At 57.7% G+C, this 18,103-nt stretch carries 20 protein-coding genes; 10 read left to right on the top strand and 10 right to left on the bottom strand.

Annotated elements, in window-relative coordinates:
* A complete protein-coding gene (era, locus tag ACYQ11_RS16000) occupies positions 1–879 on the top strand; it encodes a GTPase Era (RefSeq protein ID WP_459924813.1) in 879 nt (292 codons plus the stop codon).
* 11 nt (positions 880–890) lie between these two features.
* On the top strand, positions 891–1,169 hold the full coding sequence (locus ACYQ11_RS15995) for an HNH endonuclease (protein WP_459924812.1): 279 nt from the start codon (positions 891–893) through the stop codon (positions 1,167–1,169).
* A gap of 183 nt (positions 1,170–1,352) precedes the next feature.
* On the opposite strand, the gene ACYQ11_RS15990 is transcribed toward ACYQ11_RS15995, so the two are convergent.
* Positions 1,353–1,976: a hypothetical protein gene (locus ACYQ11_RS15990; protein WP_459924811.1), complete on the bottom strand. Its 624-nt coding sequence runs from the start codon at positions 1,974–1,976 to the stop codon at positions 1,353–1,355.
* Between the two features lie 349 nt (positions 1,977–2,325).
* Here ACYQ11_RS15990 and ACYQ11_RS15985 point away from each other — a divergent pair, with 349 nt between their 5' ends.
* Together ACYQ11_RS15985 and queF are read left to right on the top strand one after the other, a co-directional pair.
* Complete coding sequence (locus tag ACYQ11_RS15985) at positions 2,326–2,523, top strand: hypothetical protein (RefSeq protein WP_459924810.1); 198 nt, start codon at positions 2,326–2,328, stop codon at positions 2,521–2,523.
* A 69-nt stretch (positions 2,524–2,592) separates the two neighbouring features.
* Complete coding sequence (queF, locus tag ACYQ11_RS15980; protein WP_459924809.1) at positions 2,593–2,994, top strand: preQ(1) synthase; 402 nt, start codon at positions 2,593–2,595, stop codon at positions 2,992–2,994.
* A 40-nt stretch (positions 2,995–3,034) separates the two neighbouring features.
* Here queF and dusB read toward each other — a convergent pair whose 3' ends face one another.
* The 5 genes from dusB to ACYQ11_RS15955 are packed head-to-tail and all read right to left on the bottom strand — an operon-like array spanning position 3,035 to position 7,160.
* Positions 3,035–4,108 (bottom strand): tRNA dihydrouridine synthase DusB, encoded by a 1,074-nt coding sequence (gene dusB, locus ACYQ11_RS15975; RefSeq protein ID WP_459924808.1) that lies wholly within the window; start codon positions 4,106–4,108, stop codon positions 3,035–3,037.
* Positions 4,105–4,974 (bottom strand): DUF1848 family protein, encoded by an 870-nt coding sequence (locus ACYQ11_RS15970; protein ID WP_459924828.1) that lies wholly within the window; start codon positions 4,972–4,974, stop codon positions 4,105–4,107. The genes dusB and ACYQ11_RS15970 overlap by 4 nt, the downstream gene beginning before the upstream one ends.
* A 55-nt stretch (positions 4,975–5,029) precedes the next feature.
* The gene (locus ACYQ11_RS15965; protein WP_459924807.1) at positions 5,030–5,371 is read right to left on the bottom strand and encodes a hypothetical protein; all 342 of its coding nucleotides are present in this window, start codon (positions 5,369–5,371) and stop codon (positions 5,030–5,032) included.
* A gap of 5 nt (positions 5,372–5,376) precedes the next feature.
* Complete coding sequence (locus tag ACYQ11_RS15960; protein ID WP_459924806.1) at positions 5,377–6,099, bottom strand: acyltransferase; 723 nt, start codon at positions 6,097–6,099, stop codon at positions 5,377–5,379.
* A gap of 17 nt (positions 6,100–6,116) precedes the next feature.
* Positions 6,117–7,160, bottom strand: a complete 1,044-nt coding sequence (locus tag ACYQ11_RS15955) for a prenyltransferase/squalene oxidase repeat-containing protein (protein ID WP_459924805.1) — start codon at positions 7,158–7,160, stop codon at positions 6,117–6,119.
* Between the two features lie 712 nt (positions 7,161–7,872).
* Here ACYQ11_RS15955 and ACYQ11_RS15950 point away from each other — a divergent pair.
* From ACYQ11_RS15950 to hisD, 3 genes are all read left to right on the top strand, one after another.
* Positions 7,873–10,290 (top strand): 3-hydroxyacyl-CoA dehydrogenase/enoyl-CoA hydratase family protein, encoded by a 2,418-nt coding sequence (locus tag ACYQ11_RS15950; RefSeq protein WP_459924804.1) that lies wholly within the window; start codon positions 7,873–7,875, stop codon positions 10,288–10,290.
* A gap of 39 nt (positions 10,291–10,329) precedes the next feature.
* Entirely contained in the window at positions 10,330–11,502 is a 1,173-nt protein-coding gene (locus ACYQ11_RS15945; protein ID WP_459924803.1) for a thiolase family protein, read from the top strand.
* A gap of 198 nt (positions 11,503–11,700) precedes the next feature.
* Positions 11,701–13,005: a histidinol dehydrogenase gene (gene hisD, locus ACYQ11_RS15940; RefSeq protein ID WP_459924802.1), complete on the top strand. Its 1,305-nt coding sequence runs from the start codon at positions 11,701–11,703 to the stop codon at positions 13,003–13,005.
* A gap of 74 nt (positions 13,006–13,079) precedes the next feature.
* Here the strand turns inward: hisD and ACYQ11_RS15935 are convergent, their stop codons facing one another.
* Positions 13,080–13,550: an HAD family hydrolase gene (locus ACYQ11_RS15935; protein ID WP_459924801.1), complete on the bottom strand. Its 471-nt coding sequence runs from the start codon at positions 13,548–13,550 to the stop codon at positions 13,080–13,082.
* A gap of 69 nt (positions 13,551–13,619) precedes the next feature.
* Here ACYQ11_RS15935 and ACYQ11_RS15930 point away from each other — a divergent pair, with 69 nt between their 5' ends.
* On the top strand, positions 13,620–14,474 hold the full coding sequence (locus ACYQ11_RS15930) for a glycosyltransferase (RefSeq protein ID WP_459924800.1): 855 nt from the start codon (positions 13,620–13,622) through the stop codon (positions 14,472–14,474).
* A gap of 12 nt (positions 14,475–14,486) precedes the next feature.
* Here ACYQ11_RS15930 and ACYQ11_RS15925 read toward each other — a convergent pair whose 3' ends face one another.
* The gene (locus ACYQ11_RS15925; RefSeq protein ID WP_459924799.1) at positions 14,487–15,416 is read right to left on the bottom strand and encodes an MORN repeat-containing protein; all 930 of its coding nucleotides are present in this window, start codon (positions 15,414–15,416) and stop codon (positions 14,487–14,489) included.
* A 192-nt stretch (positions 15,417–15,608) separates the two neighbouring features.
* Here ACYQ11_RS15925 and ACYQ11_RS15920 point away from each other — a divergent pair, with 192 nt between their 5' ends.
* Positions 15,609–16,016 (top strand): hypothetical protein, encoded by a 408-nt coding sequence (locus ACYQ11_RS15920; RefSeq protein WP_459924798.1) that lies wholly within the window; start codon positions 15,609–15,611, stop codon positions 16,014–16,016.
* Between the two features lie 46 nt (positions 16,017–16,062).
* On the opposite strand, the gene ACYQ11_RS15915 is transcribed toward ACYQ11_RS15920, so the two are convergent.
* Positions 16,063–16,593 (bottom strand): peptidylprolyl isomerase, encoded by a 531-nt coding sequence (locus tag ACYQ11_RS15915; protein ID WP_459924797.1) that lies wholly within the window; start codon positions 16,591–16,593, stop codon positions 16,063–16,065.
* Positions 16,594–16,679: 86 nt separating this feature from the next.
* Positions 16,680–16,865 carry a twin-arginine translocase TatA/TatE family subunit gene (tatA, locus tag ACYQ11_RS15910; RefSeq protein WP_459924796.1) on the bottom strand — a complete coding sequence of 62 codons (186 nt, stop codon included), beginning with the start codon at positions 16,863–16,865 and terminating at the stop codon, positions 16,680–16,682.
* A 153-nt stretch (positions 16,866–17,018) separates the two neighbouring features.
* Between tatA and ACYQ11_RS15905 the strand changes: the two genes are divergently transcribed.
* Positions 17,019–18,083 (top strand): uroporphyrinogen decarboxylase/cobalamine-independent methonine synthase family protein, encoded by a 1,065-nt coding sequence (locus ACYQ11_RS15905; protein ID WP_459924795.1) that lies wholly within the window; start codon positions 17,019–17,021, stop codon positions 18,081–18,083.
* The last annotated feature ends 20 nt before the right edge of the window (positions 18,084–18,103 follow it).

The raw sequence follows: 18,103 nt of genomic DNA, 5'->3' as shown, positions 1-18,103 counted from the left end.
ATGAGTTTCAAATCAGGTTACGTAGCCATCGTCGGGGCGCCCAATGCGGGGAAATCCACCCTGCTCAACCGCCTGCTCGGTGAAAAACTGTCGATCACGTCCCGCAAGCCCCAGACCACCCGGAACAGGATTCTGGGCGTGGTCCATCGGGAGAACGCCCAGATGGTTTTTCTCGATACCCCGGGGGTTCACAAGACCAACGCCACCTTGAACGAGCGGCTGGTGGAGGTGGCCCTTTCGGCTCTGGGTGATGTGGATCTGGTGCTGGTGCTGGTCGATGCGGCCGCACCGGACCGGTCTTCCGAAGAGTTTCTGGTCCGGAAGCTTCACAGTCTGGATAAAAAAGTCCTGCTCGCCCTCAACAAGGTCGATTGCGTGAAGAAACCTGAGCTGCTTGCCCTGATCGACCAGTGGGCCAAGGCGTTCCCCTTTGAGGCGATCATTCCCGTTTCGGCCAAACACGGGGATCAGGTCGATGTGCTGCTCAATGAGATCGAGGCCCGTCTTCCCGACGGCCCGCCTCTTTTTCCCGAAGACACCCTTACGGATCTGCCGGAGAGGTTTTTCGTGGCCGAAATGATCCGGGAAAAGGTCTTTCGCCTGACCGGCCAGGAAGTGCCCTATTCGTCGGCGGTGACGGTGGATGCCTTCGCCCGTGAGAAACACCTGACCCGGATCCACGCCACCATTCATGTGGAGCGGGATTCCCAGAAGGGCATCGTCATCGGAAAGTCCGGGGCCAAGCTCAGGCAGATCGGCGAAGACGCCCGCAAGGAGATCGAGAAAATGCTGGGGCGCAAGGTGTTCTTGAAACTGTTTGTCCGGGTTCAGAAGAATTGGAGCCGGGATACCAAGGCCATCGCCAAATTCGGCGTCTGATCGGGAGGAGCATGTTTCCGGACGACGACGATCTGAGACGGGAAAAACAAAAAGCCAGGGATCTGAGGCATTCCCAGTGGTGGAAACGGCGTTGCGCCAAGGGCGTCTGCCATTACTGCGGCGCGTCGGTCACGCCGTCGGAGCTGACCATGGACCATGTCGTTCCCCTGGCCCGGGGGGGCAGAAGCACCAAGGGCAATGTGGTGCCCGCCTGCAAAGACTGCAACACGAAAAAGAAAAAACTCCTGCCCATGGAATGGGACGAATACATGGCGAGGCTTGCGACCTAGTTTCGTCCCGCTCCGCTCGTCACAACCGCCAATTCAAACGACAGGGCGTCACCTTGGCCTGTACGACCGGTCACGAAAGCCGGGCGGTATCTGTCGCACGGCTTTCGTGATCCCCGCATCGCGCCGGGGCGTCCCCGCAGGGAGGCCGGGCGCATACGGAGTGTGTAAGCGAATCGAAACCGATCAGGCGGTCTGGCAGAGCCGGTGGATGGTCTGGGCATGCCATTTGCCCCGACCGGAAAAGGTGGGGAGGTTCAGTTCCACCAGGTGGGAGGCAATTTCGTTGTAAGTGGAACCGTCACGGCGCATGCTTGCGATCAGTTCCAGGATGTCGTCTTTGTTCATGTCGGCCGGAGCGATTTCTTTGAGGTCGGAGGCGGCCGGGCCGGCGACGTTTAAGATCGGTTCGTCGTCGGGGGTGTCCATGTCCGCGCGGACGGCCTCATGCACCTGGGTCACAAAGGTGTCGCCGCTCAGACGGCCGATGTGGGCGGCAATGAACTCGAAGGCGTCGGCCTTGCGTTCTTCGGCGATGGCCCGGCGCTCGGCGAAGGCCAGGGCGGCTTCCTGATTGGCCAGTATGCCGGTCAGGGTGTCCTTGATGCCGGCCAGGGTTTCATCGGTCATCACATTGTTTCCCGGCGTGCGGGGACGGAATTTCTGCTCGTTGCCGTTGTTGTTTCGCGTGTAATTGCCGTTGGGCTCGTAGGCCCGACGGGGCCGCTGGTTGTTGTAACGCGGCTTTCCGTTGTTCCCGTTGTCTTTGGAAAAACTTCCGTTGCGGATGGATTGAAGAAAATCGTTCATGGAATGGCTCCTTAAAGAATGAAAAAGTTATCTTTTCCCGGGATTCGTCTGGTGCAAAAGAAACACATGTGGCTTTGCAACCCTGGTGTGAAAAATCGGCATCCGGGATGTCATCGGTTATGTATCCGTGGGGATTCGTTATCAGCTACCAGATAAAAACCGGGTTGTCAAACATTAATATGGCACATGTCGTTTTCCCGCGATGATTTATGCGACGGCCGCCAATGTTGTTTTGACAAGGCCGCGATGCTGGGCTATATTGCTCCCGCAAACAACGAAGGCGGCCGTCGTTCGCGGCGCGCCGTTCATCATGATGTGTGACGACTGAATCGGACAAGGAGGAACCCCGGTGGCGGATCTCATGAAATACATCGGCTATGCGGCCGTCATTCTCAGCGCCCTTTTTCTTGGCCGCTGGTACAGCATAGAGCGCGATAAGCTGCTCATGCAGGGCGAGCCCTGGATCAAGTCCTGGACCACCGTGCCGGGCATGATGATTTTAATCATCGTGGCCGTGCTTATCGCCCTGAAACTCAAATTCGGTTGATGGAAGAGAAACAATGTTTGCGACGGCGAAACGATATCGCCGCCGCGATCGCAAAAAAGGATATGCGCGATGACGACCAACAAAACATATCAGGTCAATTACACGGCGCTGACGCCGGACACGGTAAAAAAGGACGTGCTCGAGGCCATCGACTATGCCTACGCATCCACGCGAAGCATCGATATCACGATCCGGCAGCCGGAATTCACCTCGGTCTGTCCCATGACCGGTCTGCCCGACTATGGCTGCATTACGGTGATCTACCGTCCGGATCAGTCGATTGTCGAATTGAAATCGTTGAAGTATTATTTTCTTCAGTACCGCAATGTGGGGATGTTCTACGAGCATGTGGTCAACCGGATTCTCGACGATCTGGCGGATGTGCTCCGGCCCCTTTCCATGGAGGTCATCGGTGAATTTACCTCCCGGGGCGGTATTTCGTCCTGCGCCAGGGCGGTCTACGTCAAGTAGGCCCGGTCCCCGGCCGCCTCAACCGGCATCGACTCCATTTTCATTCGCTTGATCCTTTTCCGTTCCGGCCGGGAGCCTGCTCCCGGCCGTCGTGTTCGATGCCCATCCGCTCAAGATGCTCCCGGGCCTCATCCGTATCCAGCGCGATCTGAAAATCTTCCATCAGCGATCGGACCTCGGTTTCGGTGGCCACATTGGACAGACGGATGCGGAAGGCCGTGCAGCCCGGCAGTCCCTTGATCAAGAACGCCAGGCGGCTTCGCAGCAGTTTGCAGGCGACGGTTTCCCCGTGATAGGCCAGGGCATCGGTCACATAGCGGTCGATCATGGAAAAACGCCGGTCAAGGGGCAGGGGGCCGAAGGGGCGTCCGTCGAAACACAGGGCCGTCCGGCGAAAGATATCCGGATCCGACAAGGCCGCCCGCCCGATCATCACGGCATCGCATCCGGTTTCCCGGATCATGCGCAGGGCATCGTCGGGCGATGCGATGTCGCCGTTTCCGATCACCGGAATGGTCATGCGCCCTTTCAGCTCCCCGATGAGGGGCCAGTGGGCCCGGCCCCGGAACGCTTGTCCGGCGGTCCGAGGATGGATGCACACTGCGTCCACGCCGCAGCGCTCGGCCAGGTCGGCCACGGCAAAGGCCTGGGCCCCCGAAGGGTCCCATCCTGAACGGATTTTGATGGTAAGGGGGATGGTGACGGCCTTGCGGACGGCGGTCAGGATGGCTTCCGCTCGGTGCGGTTCGCGCATCAGGGCCACACCCGCCCCGGTTTTGACGACTTTTTTCACAGAGCAGCCAAAGTTGATATCCACCATGCTCGCTCCGGAGTCCTGGGCCCGCCGGGCAGCCATGGCCATGGCCGCCGGATCCGCTCCGAAAATCTGGATGGCCACGGGACCTTCCTCGGGACGGGTGTCCATCATCTGGGCGGTTTTTTCCGAGCCGTATTTCAGTCCATTGGCGCTGATCATTTCCGAATAGACCAGGCCGCATCCGCAGCGCCGGGCCATCAGCCGGAAGGGCAGGCTCGTGATCCCGGCCAGGGGAGCCAGGACGACGGGCGGATGAACACGCAGCGATCCGACGGTCAGGGGCGCGATGGGGGTCATGGGCGCATCTCCGAGGGGTCTCGGGGATTGGCGTAACAGAACAGGCAGTCGTGAAAACAGGGCTGGCGCCGGTAGGAACCGATGTCCCTGGAACGGACACAGCGGCAGCCTTGTGATTTCCTCTGGCCGCTGTCAGCGGCGCGGCTGACGGTTCCGCCAAACAGATCGGTCAGAAGGTCTCCGGGAATGCAGGCCGAGGCGCGCACCCGGCTGCCTGCGGGCAGCCGGTCGACCAGATCCTGTTCGCAGCAGAGGAACAGATCGATGGCCCGTTCGGCAAGAAACGCTTCCATGGTGAGGATGATGTCCATTTTTTGTTCAAAGGGCGGATCGATCCATTGGCGGATCGGTCGGTCTTTCCCCGCACGGGTCAAAACCTTCGGATAAAGGTCCGCAAAACTGGTGATACAGCGGCTTATCCCTGCGCCGGCGGCCTGATCGGCAATGTGCCGGACATCGCCGAGATTGTTTTTTGTCCGGCCCTGGGCGTCCCGGTAATGACAGATCGGATCAAAACGCCAGGTGACGGAGCGGGGGTCGTGGTCGTCTGCCAGGCGGCGGAGCTGATCGAGCCGCCTGGCCAGCGGGGGCACATGGGGCTCGAGGAGCCGGTCTTCGGAATTCAGGGTGATGTTGAAAAACAGGTGGTAGCCCATCGCCTCAAGGCGCGGTCCGTACCCGCCGTCGAGAAAGGGGCCGATGTTCTTGGACCAGAACACCAGGCTGTGGGTGTTCGCCGGGGTGACCGGCACCGTGTTCAGGCGATGCGTGAAGGGGTTTTCCACCTCAAACCCGCCCCGGGCCAGGCTGTCCATGAACCAGTCCATGTAAAAGGCGGGAATATCGGTCCGCCGTGATGCGGAAATTATCTGACGGATCGTTGCGCTCCGGGCGTTTGGGGGGTGACCGGAACGAGACGCGTCAGGTTTTCCGTTTTGTGAAGCTGATAATTTTGCCGCCATCGCCCGTGTCATCCGTGCTGGGGCCGGGAGGGTCGTCATGGCCGGTGTCCGCGTCGGGGCCCTCGTCCGGCGGACAGGTGATCTTCTCCATGCGGACCCTCAGGCTGTTCATGGTGAATTCCTGGCCGTCGATGTACACATCACGGAGAATCCAGGTGACCACCTGAAGGGGTATCTGAAGCATCAGAAGCTTGACATGATACCAGTTTTTTTTCCAGTCCGGCCGGATCTCCTCGATCCGGGCAAAGGACAGGGGTTTGTCCTCAAAGTAGATCAAAACGATGTCGTTTTTCCCGGTCATGGGCATCAGTCTCCCGAGCGCGGAAAAAGAAGGGAGCGCGCCCAGCCCTTCAGGGAATTGCCTTTCAACTGGGCCCGGTCGAGAATATCGAAATCCCGGGCCAGTTTCCGGGGGTTGGCCAGCCAGTGCCCCCGGGTCTTCATCGATTCCCGGGGGTCCAGGTGCCGGACCACCCGGGCCGGATTTCCAACGGCGATGGTGTTCTCGGGGATGTCGGACACCACCACGGAACCGGCGCCGATGATGCTGTTTTTTCCGATGGTGACGCCTTTGCAGACAATGACGCTGTCGCCGATCCAGACATTCTCTTCGAGAATGATGGGGGCGGATTTCCCCACGGGCATGCTCCGGTCGTAGATGTCGTGCCAGTCCGAATCGGTCAGGTAGGCCCCGCTGGCCAGCATGCAGCTGTCGCCGATGCTGATCCTTTCGGCTGCGGCGATGCGGACGCCCGGGCAGATCAGGCAGTAATCACCGATTTCGATGCCGCGGACGGTTTCGCTGCCCGCCCAGACCGTCAGACGGACCTTTCGGTCGGGCGAGGCGATGACCGTGGGATAGGCACCCAGGCTGATGGGGCCGCCGAACAGTTCCACATGCCACGGCTTCATATAGGCCCCGCCGCGACCCAGGCGCTCGAACTGGGGCCTGAGGTAGCGGTTGGCGTAGAACTTCTGGAATCGGAGGTAGGCCTGTTTGACGTAATAGGGCCGGTGATCTTTTCTCACAACGTTTGTCCCGTGTTTTACAGACGGACCGCGGTGGATTCGGCCCAGAAAATGTGGTTGAACAACCGGCCGGCCGGCGTCAGATCGTACAGGGCGTCGGCCGCCATCAGGACGACGCCGTTGGTCCAGGACAGTTTGTCCTCGGGCCAGACCACCATGTCGGGAAAGGTGAATCCGCACCAGTAAGACCCGTCATCGTAGCGCCGGTCCTGGATCCAGCCGAAAATGATGCGGGCCAGTTTCTCGTTGCCCATGGCCGAAAGCGCCAGGACGAACTCGCAGGTTTCAGCCACGGTCACCCAGGGTTCATCGGACACACAGCGGATACCCTGGCCTTCGACCACAAATTTTTTCCAGTATTTGTCGATGCGTTTCTGGGCCTCGATGCCTGTCAAAGCGCCGGAGAGAATCGGGTAGAACCAGTCCATGGAAAATCGGGATTTGCTGATATTGAAACTGTGGGGGCGCTGGGTGATCGATTCCCGCATGCGCAGCAGGGCCTGCTGCCAGTCGGGCCGATGCTTTCCAAGGATCTGGGCGATGGAAAGGGCGCACTTGGTACTGAAGAACACGGAACTGGTGCCGGTCATCAGGGCCATGGGATCCACCACGCCCTCGGGGCTTTTGGCCCAGTGAATTTCGCCGCCGGGTGCCTGGAGGCTCAGGGCGAAGTCGATGCCCTTTTCCACGGCGGTCCACATCGTGTTCAGAAAGGGTCTGTCGCCGGTGATCAGGTAATGGTGGTAGGCGCCCACCGCAATGTATGAACTCATGTTGGTGTCCCGCGTCCGGTCTTCGGGCTCACCGTCCATGTAGGCGGCGAACCAGCTCCCGTCTTCCAGCTGTCGGTCGAGCAGCCAGTCGAAGGCCTTGCGCGCTTCAAAAATCCGTCCGCCGATGGAAAGACCCATGGCCGATTCCACCAGATCCCAGGGGTCGGTTTTCTGGCCGGGGCACCAGGGGATGTCTCCGGACGGTCGCTGTGTCCGGACAATCGAGTCGATCACGGGGTCCAGATTCAGCGCCGGAGAAAATTTTTTTTCAGGAACGTTAAGATACATGAATTCATCCTCATCATTACGTGTGAACGTCCGAAGCCCTGAATTCCATGGGGCCGCAGGCCACGGACGCCTGACGCAGCCGGGCTGCGGGGGACGTCCGTGACCTTATTATATAATACGAAAGTGAGACGGACCGTGTTCCCCGGCATACCATGGTGAAAAGAGCCGAATCAAGCCATATACCAGAAAGACGAATGTATTTCAAGATGATTCAATGGTTTGTCCAACAAAGTCATCCCCTGCCGAAACGGCCGGAGTGGTCGGGCGGCGGTGTGCATGAATCAGGGGGGGCGGCGAATGATCCGGTCCGGGTGTGAATGATCATTCAGTCATTGGGGCTTGAGCGGACTCCCGGGCGGAAGACGGGCGTCGATTTTTTATCGCAGGGATGACGCCGACAAAGTTCCCTGTGGGGTGTTGGCTGAGCCGTGCCCGGTCCGGGGGACGGCAGGGGGTGTGCGCTGTTCGGGGGTATAAAAAATAACCATCTGAAATTAAAGAATTTATTTTTAAAGAAAAGGAAATATTTTCCTACTCGTTCGGTATGGAATCGGGGAATTGACCGGTCATGGCATGGGGCCCGGATTTTTGCTTGACACAGAGGCGAGAGATTTGTTAATTAGCAGATTGCACTAATTTAGATTGAACGATCATTCATATCGGTCATTTTACATAGTTAGTTCATTGTAATTTTTATACACAGGAGGGAATTATGAGTAGAAAGATCAGTAAAGCTGCAGTTATCGGTTCCGGGATCATGGGTGGCGGTATCGCTGCTCTCCTCGCCGGTGCTGGAGTCAAGGTGTTGCTGCTGGACATCGTACCGTTCAACCTGACAGACGAAGAAAAGAAAGACCCCGCGGCTCGCAACAGAATCGTTGAAGCCGGTATGCAGGCAGCCCTGAAGGCTCAGCCAGCCCTGTTTTACAGCAAGAAACAGGCTGCTCTGGTCTCCACCGGCAACCTCGATGACGATTTCGACAAACTGGCCGATTGCGACTGGATCTGCGAAGTGGTCGTTGAAAACCTGAAAATCAAACAGGACCTGTTCAAACGCATTGACGCCATCCGTAAAAAAGGCTCCATCATTTCTTCAAACACCTCCGGTATTCCGCTGTATCAGATTTCCGAAGGCCTGTCCGACGATTTCAAAAAACACTTCATGGGCACCCATTTCTTTAACCCGGTACGCTGGATGCACCTGCTCGAGCTCATCCCCGGAAAAGAAACCTCTCAGGAAGTTCTGGATTTCATGGCTCGCTTCGGCGAAGTCAACCTGGGTAAAGGTATCGTATGGGCCAAAGACACGCCCAACTTCATCGGTAACCGTATCGGTATCCAGGGTATCGGTAAAGTTATGCAGGCTGTTGCAGCTTCCGACAGCATCACCGTCGCCGATGTCGACGCCCTGTTCGGTCCGGCCATGGGTCGCCCGAGAACGGCAATCTTCGGTACCTCCGACCTCGTTGGTCTGGACACCATGGTTCATGTTGCCGACAACTCTTACAACCTGTGCCCGAACGACGAAATGAAAGACACCCTGGTGGTGCCCGACTTCGTGAAAAAACTCGTGGCTGACGGCAACCTGGGCAACAAATCCAAGGCCGGTTTCTACAAAAAAGAAAAAACCGCCGAAGGCAAACGCCTCAAGCTGATGATCGATCCGAAAACCGGGAACTACGTTGAAGCCAACAAACCGTCTTTCCCCTGTCTGGATGCCGCTAAAAAAGCCGCTACCCCGGCTGAAAAAATGCAGGCCGTTGTATACGGTGACGATGCCGGCGCAAAATTTGCCTGGGAATGCACCGCCAACGCCCTGATCTACTGCGCCAACAGAATTCCTGAAATCGCCGACACCCTCGTTGAAATCGACAACGCCATGAAATGGGGTTACGGCTGGGAATCCGGTCCCTTTGAATCCTGGGATTTTATCGGTGTAAAAAAATCCGTTGAAAAAATGGAAAAAGACGGTCTGGCCGTACCCGCCAACGTCAAAGACATGCTGGCCGCCGGCAACGAGACCTTCTACAAGATCGAAAAAGGCGTTCAGTACTACTATGATTTCACTTCCAAGTCCTACCAGAAAGTGAAACTCAACGAAAGCGCCCTGTCTCTGGTCGCCTGCCGCGCCGACAACAAGGTTGTCAAGACCTGCCCGTCCGTTTCCCTGATCGACATCGGCGACGGCGTATTCTGTGTGGAATTCACCACCAAGATGAACGCCCTCAACCGTGAAATCATCGAGTTCATGGGAAGCGTCAAAGATTTCGTCATGGAAAACGGTGCCGGTCTCGTGATTGGTAACCAGGCCGGCGGCATGCCCGGTGCATTCTCTGCCGGTGCCGACCTGTCCTACGTTCTCAAGCTGTGCAAAGACAAAAACTACGCTGAAATGGACGACTTCCTGAAACTGGCTCAGTTTGGCCTCCAGGATCTCCGTTACTCCGCCCTGCCTGTTGTGGCCGCTCCTTACGGAATGACCCTGGGCGGCGGTTGCGAAGTCTGCCTTGGCGCTGCCGACAAGATCGTTGCCACCGGCGACACCATGATGGGTCTCGTTGAAATCGGCGTGGGTCTCCTTCCCGCCGGCGGCGGTTGTTTGAACCTGTGGAAGAAATTCCTCCGGTCCCTGCCCGCAGGCGTTGAAAAAGACACCGACCTGGCCAAACTGTTCGTACCCGTGTTCCTGAACATCGCCATGGCCAAGTACTCCATGTCCGGTGCCGGCGCCATCGAAAACGGTCACCTTTCCGCTCTGACCGACCGTATCATCCTCAACCGCGACCTGCAGATCGGCGAAGCCAAGAAAGAAGTTCTCGCCATGATCGACAAGGGCTATGCTCCTCCCATGAAACGGCCTCTGACCGTGATGGGTGAAGGCGGACAGGGCATGATCAACGCCGAGATCTACAACATGCAGTGCGGCGGTTTCGTCAGCGAATACGACGCTTTCCTTGCAAAACGTATCGCTTACGTCATCAGCGGCGGTCAGGTGAAAGAAGGCGCCGAAGTGGAAGAAGAAGCTATCCTCGCTCTTGAACGCGAAGCCTTCATCGATTTCGCCAAGGAAGAAAAGACCATTGCACGTATCGAAGCCATGTTGACCACGGGTAAACCGCTCCGTAACTAATACCGGGTCATGAACATAGATTTTTAAGGAGGAATTATTATGAGAGAAGCATATATTGTTCAGTCAGTGAGAACACCGGGCTGCAAAAATAAAAGAGGAAAGTTCAAGGACACCCGTCCTGAAGACCTTCTTTCACACATCATGAAAGCCTGTGTGGAAAAAGCGGGTATTGATCCGGTAGAAATCGACGACGTTATGACAGGCTGCGCTTTTCCCGAAGCGGAACAGGGCCTGAACGTAAGCCGTGTTTGTCTGAAAAAAGCCGGTTTCCCGGATTCAGTTTCCGGTGCTACCGTTAACCGTTTCTGCTCTTCCGGCCTCGAAGCGATTGCCCTTGCATCCCTTCGTATCCAGGCCGGCTGGTCAGAAGTAGCCATGGGTTGCGGTCTCGAATCCATGACCTTCGTTCCCATGGGCGGCAACAAACCCCGCCCCCATGCCGAATTCTCCAAACTGGATCCGACGGCTTACATCTCCATGGGTATCACGGCTGAAAACGTAGCTTCCCGCTACAACATTACCCGTGAAGAATGTGATATTTTCGCTGCCAAATCCAACGAAAAGGCCGCTAATGCCCAGAAAAACGGCTGGTTTACCGAAATCGTTCCTACCCCTGCGACCACATTCGTGAAACAGGCCGACGGAACGTTTAAAAAAGAAACCGTCATGGTTACCGAAGATGACGGTGTTCGTCCGGGTACCACCCCTGAAGGCATTTCACGCCTCAGCTCTCCGTTCAAGTTCGGCGGTGTTGCCACGGCGGCCAACAGCTCACAGACCACCGACGGTGCCGCAGCGACTCTGCTCGCCAGCAAAGAAGCCTGTGAACGTCTGGGCCTCAAACCCATCGCAAAAATCGTGGCCTATGCCGTAGCCGGTTGTGCTTCCGACGAAATGGGTGTGGGTCCGAAATACGCGATTCCTAAGGCCTTGAAATTGGCCGGCATGACCCTCGATCAGATCGACGCTTTCGAGCTGAACGAAGCCTTCGCCACTCAGTCTCTGCACTGCATCAAGGAACTCGGCCTCGACCAGTCCAAGGTTAACCTGAACGGCGGCGCCATCGCTCTGGGTCACCCCCTGGGATGCACCGGTGCCAAACTGACCGCGACCCTTTTGGGTGTTCTCCAGAGAACCGGCGGCAAATACGGTATCGTCTCCATGTGTATCGGCGGCGGTATGGGTGCAGCAGCTATTTTCGAGATGGTCTGATTCCATCCTGATATAGTGTGAATCCAAGGGCTGCCTTTCGGGGCAGCCCTTTTTATTTTCATCGGGCATCTTGCCCAGGAAGGATTGGCCCCTTATATTAAAAAATGATACGGTGATCGCCCGGCCGATGGCCTTGCGCTCGAGGGACGTGGTCAGGTCACGCTTGCCATGGACCGATTTTTAAAAAACAGGAATCCTATGAATATTTACACCTACCCCTCGCCGGAGGCGGAAGAAAAATTCAAAACCATCGTCAATCGGGGTCTTGGCTTTTCCGATGAGGAACTGGCCAATGTGAACGCCATTTTGGAGGACGTCAAAAAACGGGGGGATGCGGCCCTGCTCGACTACACCAAACGGTTTGACGCCCCGTCTTTGACCCTCGATCAGCTGGTGGTGTCCGAGGCCGAGTTCGAGGCGGCGGAATCACAGGTGAGCCCTGAATTTTTAAGGGCCGTGGACCGGGCCGCGCTTCAGATCTCCTCCTTTCACAAAAAACAGGTTCAGAAATCCTGGATCGACACGGATCGCAGCGGGGTGATGCTTGGCCAGATGGTCAATCCGGTGGATGCGGCCGGGGTCTATGCCCCCGGCGCCAAGGGCGGGAAAACGCCGCTGGTGTCCTCGGTGCTGATGGGCGGGATTCCCGCCAAGATCGCCGGCGTGCGGCATGTGTCGATGATGACACCGCCCACGGAAGACGGGACGATCAATCCCCATCTGCTGGTCGCCGCCCGGAAAGCGGGCATCGACACGGTGTACAAGGCGGGAAGCGCCTGGGCCATCGCCGCCCTGGCCTTCGGCACCGAGCGTGTTAAGAAGGTCGATGTCATCGTCGGCCCGGGCAACATGTACGTGACCCTGGCCAAAAAAATCGTCGCAGGGACCGTGGGCATCGACATGATCGCCGGGCCCAGCGAGATTCTCGTCATCGCAGACGCATCGGCCAACCCCGAGCACGCGGCGGCCGATATGATTTCCCAGGCCGAACATGACAGGGTGGCCTCGGCCGTACTGCTGACTACCTCACGGGACGTGGCCGAAAAGACGGCGGCCGCCCTTGAAAAACAGCTTGAAACCCTGCCCCGCCGCGAGATCGCCGAGGAGTCCCTGAACCATTTCGGCGCCATCATGGTGGTTCCGGATATCGATACGGCCATCGAACTGGCCAACGGTATTGCCACCGAACATCTGGAGCTTCTGGTCGAAAACCCCTTTGACCATGTGGGCAAGGTGAAAAACGCCGGAGCGGTGTTTCTGGGGGCCCATACGCCGGAACCCATCGGGGATTACATCGCAGGACCGAACCACGTGCTGCCCACCGCCGGGACGGCCCGGTTCTCCTCGGCCCTGTCCGTCGAGCATTTCACCAAGAAGACCAGCCTGATCTATTATACCCGGCAGGCCTTCGAGGATGAGGCTGACGACATCATGACGCTGGCAAAAATCGAGGGCCTCGACGGCCATGCCAATGCCGTCCGGGTCCGGCTGAACAAGGCGTGACCGCCCGCCGGGGTAGACGGAAAAGATAATCAAAACGGGGCGGCCCCATGGGCGCCCCGTTTTTCTTGAGGTCCTCAGCAGCGGAGGCCGGCGACCAGGCGTTTGGGTTTGAGCAAAAGATCCAGGGCGTCGGTGATCCGTGTGGTCACCATGTCCGCGGCGAGAAGCGTCACGGCAGCCGCCCCTTCATCCAGGATCACGGCAATGCCCAGGGCCGCCTCCTTGAGCATCAGGTGGTCGTTGCGCCCGTTGCCGATGCAGGCCGTGTGACCGGCCCCGAGAATTTTCACGTAATTGAGCTTGGCCTGATCCTGGCAGCCGGGCTCCAGAATGGACACGGTGCAGGGCAGGTCCCGGAAGGTGTCCGTGACGGTTCCGAAGGTGTCGGCGGTTAAAATGTGAACAGCCATGTCGCGGGACAGGGCCGTCAACCGTTCGGCGACGCCGTCACGCAATTGGCCGTCCACGGCCAGGGTGCCGTTGTAGTCCAGAACCAGGTGATCGATCGACAGGGTTGTTAAACCGGGTATGGTGATGTGTGCCATTTAGGGTCTCCCATGGAGGTATTCATTGACGATGGATTCGTATTATAAACAAGGCCAAAAGGAAATGCAATGACACCCTGCGGCCGATCGAACCACTCCTGCCCACAGGTCTCGGTGATCATTCCCACCTACAACCGAAGCGTTACGGTGTGCGAGGCCGTGGACTCGGTTCTGGCGCAGACCTATGAGCCCGTTGAGGTTTTGGTTGTCGATGACGGTTCCACCGACGATACCGGAGACCGTCTGGCCGCCTACGGCGATCGGATACAGCGGATCGTTCAGCCGAACCGGGGGGTCAGCGCGGCGAGAAATGCCGGGATAACCCGGGCCCGGGGCGAATACCTTGCCTTTCTTGATTCCGATGATCTCTGGGAAAAGGAAAAGCTTTCGGCCCAGATGGCGTTTTTCAGGGAACACCCGGAGGCCCTGATCTGTCAGTGCGAGGAAATCTGGATCAGGAACGGCAAACGGGTCAACCCGATGAACAAGCACAAAAAACCCTCGGGCATGATGTTCGAGCCGTCGCTTCACCTCTGCCTGGTCAGTCCCTCGGCGGTGATGATCAAGCGGTCGCTCTTCGATGAGGTGGGGCTGTTCGATGAAAGCCTGCCGGCCTGTGAGGATTACGATCTGTGGCTGAGGATCGGCTGCCGTAGGCCCATCTATACGACGACAGAGCGCCATGTGATCAAACGGGGCGGGCACGAGGACCAGCTTTCCCGGGCGCCGGGACTGGACCGGTTCAGAATCCGGTCGCTCTCCCGCCTTTTGGCCTCAGGCCTTCTGACGGACGCTCAGGCCCGGAAGACCCGGGAGGTGCTGAGGGAAAAATGCCGGATCTATGCCCAGGGGTGCCGCAAGCGGGGAAAGGATCAGGAGGCCGGGATCTATGAACGCCTCATGGAAGACCACGGGCCGGGTTGAACGGCAGGCCGCTCAGTCTTTTTTCAGAATTCCGTCGACAAACACACCCTCGGCGGCCTGTCCGCCGGGGTAGACGACCTTGCCCCTTCCGTTGGGCAGGTTGTTTTTCCATTCTCCGGTGTAGACCCGCCCGTCCGGATAGGCGTAGGTTCCTGTTCCGTCGAATAAATTATCTTTGAATTCACCGGTATAACGCTCTTTTTCCGAAATGATCTTGACCCCGAACCCGTTCAGCCGTCCCTTTTCGAACCGGCCCTTGAGCACACTGCCGTCCGTGTCGGTCAAGGTCCCCTCGCCGCTGGGTTCGTTGTCCTTGAATTCACCGGAATACACCCGGCCGTTGGCATAGGTGAGGGTTCCGGTTCCGTGCCGTAAGGCGTTTTTGAACTCACCGACATAGGTGTTTCCCAGATCGCCGGTCAGGGTGCCCTGGCCGTTGGGGCGGCCGTTTTCAAAGTCGCCTTCGTATTTCTTGCCGTCCGGATAGGTGTAGATGCCCCGGCCGTGCATTTTTCCGTCCTTGAACCGACCCTCGTACACCTCACCGTTGGGAAAGGCGTAAATCCCCTGGCCGTTGAACCGGTCGCCGGAAAATTCGCCGGTGTACTGCTCGCCGTTGGGGTAGACATACACGCCCGTTCCCTCGAACATCCCGTTTTTCAACTCGCCTTCATATCGCTCACCGTTGGGAAAGGTGAAGATCCCCTGGCCGTGAAAGTAACCGTCTTTGAATTGACCGCTGTATTTTTTCCCGTCGTCGTAGGTTTTCGTGCCGGTGCCGTTGAATCGGGCCTGGTCGAATTCGCCGCGGTAAATGTAATTTTTACCTTTGTAAATGCCCTTGCCGGAACGGCAGTCCCCCTGAATGCACTGAGCGGCGGCAAAGGACGGGCAGCAAAGAAAAAGAAGGAGGATTGAAAGGGCTGGAAGCAGTGATCGCATGGATTGATTCCAAACATGGTTTGAAGGTTTGTGTGTCAACATCAATGACCAATTTATAGCCGAGAACCAATTCTGCTTCAAGAATTTTGTCGATGGACCCTGCGGGCTTTACTTTTCCGGGACGGCCATGGTATGAGGGTGACGTTTGAACTATCGTAAAAAATATGGATGATCGAAAGAAAGAGGGTGAGCATGAAACTGACGATGTGGATGTACGGATTTTATCTGCTGTTCCGCTATACGGCCTGGAAGCAGGCGGCGTTTAGAACCAGGCTGGCGGAAAAGGATCTGGTGCTGGTCATGGACGCCAAGGACGGGGCGGTGGCCAGGACATTCCGGTTTGAAGCGGGGCGGGTAAGGTCACGGCGGGGAAATCATCCGTCGCCCCAGTGCCGACTCACCTGGGCGACGACCGATGACGGCGCCCGGGTGATGGCCGACATCGCCAAGGGAAAACCCAAGGCCCTGATGACGGCCGTCATTGAAAAGAGGCTTCTGCTCGAGGGGGATGCCGCGGCCGTGGCCTGGTACATGGGGGCCGTGAACATGCTGGGGAAAACGTACATCAAAAAAAAGCCCCGGCCGGAGCCGGGGCAGTGACGGGCAAGACGCTTGCCGCACGATCGGAACCGCCGGCGTCGGACGATCAGGCCGGCAGAAGGTTGTGGAAGTATTTGGTCAGGGTGGCGTTCCACTGGTCGACCTTGTCGGCCGTCCGGGCCATCAGATCCGCGGTATCGCCTTCGATGGTGATGTTGATGATCACATCGCCCTTGCTGATTTTGTTGACCACCTTTTGATCTTCGTCGCTTTCCACCACGCCGAACACCGTATGACGGTCGTCCAGGTGGGGCGTGGGGCCGTGGGTGATGAAAAACTGACTGCCGTTGGTGCCCGGTCCCGCATTGGCCATGGAAAGGATGCCGGCACGGTCGTGGCGCAGATCTTTGTTGAATTCGTCGTCGAACCGGTAGCCGGGGTCACCGGTGCCCGTGCCGTAGGGGCAACCCGCCTGAATCATGAAGTCGGCGATCACGCGGTGGAATTTCAGGCCTTTGTAAAATTCACGACGGGCGAGGTTGACGAAATTCGCCACGGTGTAGGGCGTTTTGTCGTCGTGCAGTTTGATTCGGATGGTTCCTTTTTTTGTCTCTATGACCGCAACCAGGTTTGACATGCTATCTCCTTGATTTGGTTTGGGTTAATGGTATCAATCTGTTGAGTCGTCCAAAACGGGCGGGGAAAACAAAAACGGCCGGGCGGTTAAGCGTCCGGATCTTTTTTGTCTTTGTCTTCGATTTTTTCGTTTTCGGTGTCCTTCATGGATTTCTTGAAATTCTTGATGCCTTTGCCGATGCCTGAACCGATTTCGGGCAGGCGTCCCGCACCGAAGATAATCAGAATAATGACCAGAATGATTGTCAGTTCCATGGGCCCTAAGCCGAACATAGAATCCTCCCTCCGGGAATTGTTAAAAAATCAGCAATGATTTGCTTTTTTGTCCAATCGTGTTTAATATGTTCGATTCGAACGGAAAACCATAGCACCGGGTTCCCATGGTGTCAATCATATAAGTCAGCGAGATCAAAGGATGAAGAGATAATGGAGAGTTTCAGCGCAAACGGACGTCCTGCCCTGATCGGTAGTCTGCCCATGAACGATTATGCGGCGGCCACCCAACGAGTTCTCGACCATACCCCGGAGATTCCCCTCTGGGTTCAGCTGCCGGTGTTCCGGGAAGCCGGAATGATCGCCCAGTTCATGCCCGGACTGCCCGGCGTGACCGTCGAGAAGGACCGGACGTTTATCGACAAAGATCGCGAAGGTTTTGACGAGGACGTCCTGGCCTTTTACGAAGACTACCTGATGATCACCGACGGTGGCGCCGATCTGAACGGGTCCCGGTTCGCCATGGACGGGGCCGAGGCCTCAGGGGTGCGCACCTTCATCGACATGGTCGCCGCGCTGCCGGACAAACCGTATGCCGTCAAGGGCCAGATCACCGGGCCCGTCACCTTCGGCACCGGCGTCACGGACCGCGAGGGCCGGGCCGTGTTTTACGATGATCAGGTGCGGGACGTGATGATCAAGCATCTGGCCCTCAAGGCCGCCTGGCAGACCCGGGCCCTCGGGGTATTCGGACGCCCGGTCATCGTGTTTTTCGATGAACCGGCCCTGGCCGGCTTCGGGTCCTCGGCCTTCCTGACCATTACCAAGGAGGCGGTCCGGGAAGCCGTTGGGGAACTGAGCGCCGCCGTCCACGGAGAGGGCGGCCTGTCGGGGGTCCATGTCTGCGCCAACACGGAATGGGACCTGCTTTTGGATTCGGATCTGGACGTGATCAGTTTCGACGCCTATTCCTATTTTGACAAATTCATGCTCTACGGCAGCCATATCAAGGCGTTCATGGACCGGGGCGGCATTCTGGCCTCGGGTATCGTGCCCACCTCGCCCGTCGAGGCCATCGAGCGGGAAACCGCCGATTCACTGCTGGTTATGTGGGAAGACCAGCTTCGCCGTCTGATGGATCTGGGACTGTCGCGGGAGACGATCGTCCGCCAGACCCTGATCACCCCCAGTTGCGGAACCGGTTCACTATCCCTTCCGATGGCGATGAAGGTGCTTGAAATGACAAGGGATCTGTCGGCGAAAATCAGGGGGATCTGACACGCTGGGGCGAGGCCGCG

Source organism: Desulfatiferula olefinivorans, assembly GCF_054657895.1.
The sequence above is the reverse complement of the archived record's forward strand: the minus strand, read 5'-3'. Positions and strand labels throughout refer to the sequence as shown.

Bases quoted from the DNA above. Each gene is read 5' to 3' on its own strand.
- ACYQ11_RS15905 (WP_459924795.1), top strand. From the start codon at position 17,019: ATGGAGAGTTTCAGCGCAAACGGACGTCCTGCCCTGATCGGTAGTCTG.
- ACYQ11_RS15935 (WP_459924801.1), bottom strand. From the start codon at position 13,550: ATGGCACACATCACCATACCCGGTTTAACAACCCTGTCGATCGATCAC.
- ACYQ11_RS15925 (WP_459924799.1), bottom strand. From the start codon at position 15,416: ATGCGATCACTGCTTCCAGCCCTTTCAATCCTCCTTCTTTTTCTTTGC.
- ACYQ11_RS15950 (WP_459924804.1), top strand. From the start codon at position 7,873: ATGAGTAGAAAGATCAGTAAAGCTGCAGTTATCGGTTCCGGGATCATG.
- tatA (WP_459924796.1), bottom strand. From the start codon at position 16,865: ATGTTCGGCTTAGGGCCCATGGAACTGACAATCATTCTGGTCATTATT.
- ACYQ11_RS15990 (WP_459924811.1), bottom strand. From the start codon at position 1,976: ATGAACGATTTTCTTCAATCCATCCGCAACGGAAGTTTTTCCAAAGAC.
- ACYQ11_RS15955 (WP_459924805.1), bottom strand. From the start codon at position 7,160: ATGTATCTTAACGTTCCTGAAAAAAAATTTTCTCCGGCGCTGAATCTG.
- ACYQ11_RS15930 (WP_459924800.1), top strand. From the start codon at position 13,620: ATGACACCCTGCGGCCGATCGAACCACTCCTGCCCACAGGTCTCGGTG.
- hisD (WP_459924802.1), top strand. From the start codon at position 11,701: ATGAATATTTACACCTACCCCTCGCCGGAGGCGGAAGAAAAATTCAAA.
- ACYQ11_RS15965 (WP_459924807.1), bottom strand. From the start codon at position 5,371: ATGACCGGGAAAAACGACATCGTTTTGATCTACTTTGAGGACAAACCC.
- era (WP_459924813.1), top strand. From the start codon at position 1: ATGAGTTTCAAATCAGGTTACGTAGCCATCGTCGGGGCGCCCAATGCG.
- ACYQ11_RS15995 (WP_459924812.1), top strand. From the start codon at position 891: ATGTTTCCGGACGACGACGATCTGAGACGGGAAAAACAAAAAGCCAGG.
- ACYQ11_RS15915 (WP_459924797.1), bottom strand. From the start codon at position 16,593: ATGTCAAACCTGGTTGCGGTCATAGAGACAAAAAAAGGAACCATCCGA.
- ACYQ11_RS15920 (WP_459924798.1), top strand. From the start codon at position 15,609: ATGAAACTGACGATGTGGATGTACGGATTTTATCTGCTGTTCCGCTAT.
- ACYQ11_RS15945 (WP_459924803.1), top strand. From the start codon at position 10,330: ATGAGAGAAGCATATATTGTTCAGTCAGTGAGAACACCGGGCTGCAAA.
- dusB (WP_459924808.1), bottom strand. From the start codon at position 4,108: ATGACCCCCATCGCGCCCCTGACCGTCGGATCGCTGCGTGTTCATCCG.
- queF (WP_459924809.1), top strand. From the start codon at position 2,593: ATGACGACCAACAAAACATATCAGGTCAATTACACGGCGCTGACGCCG.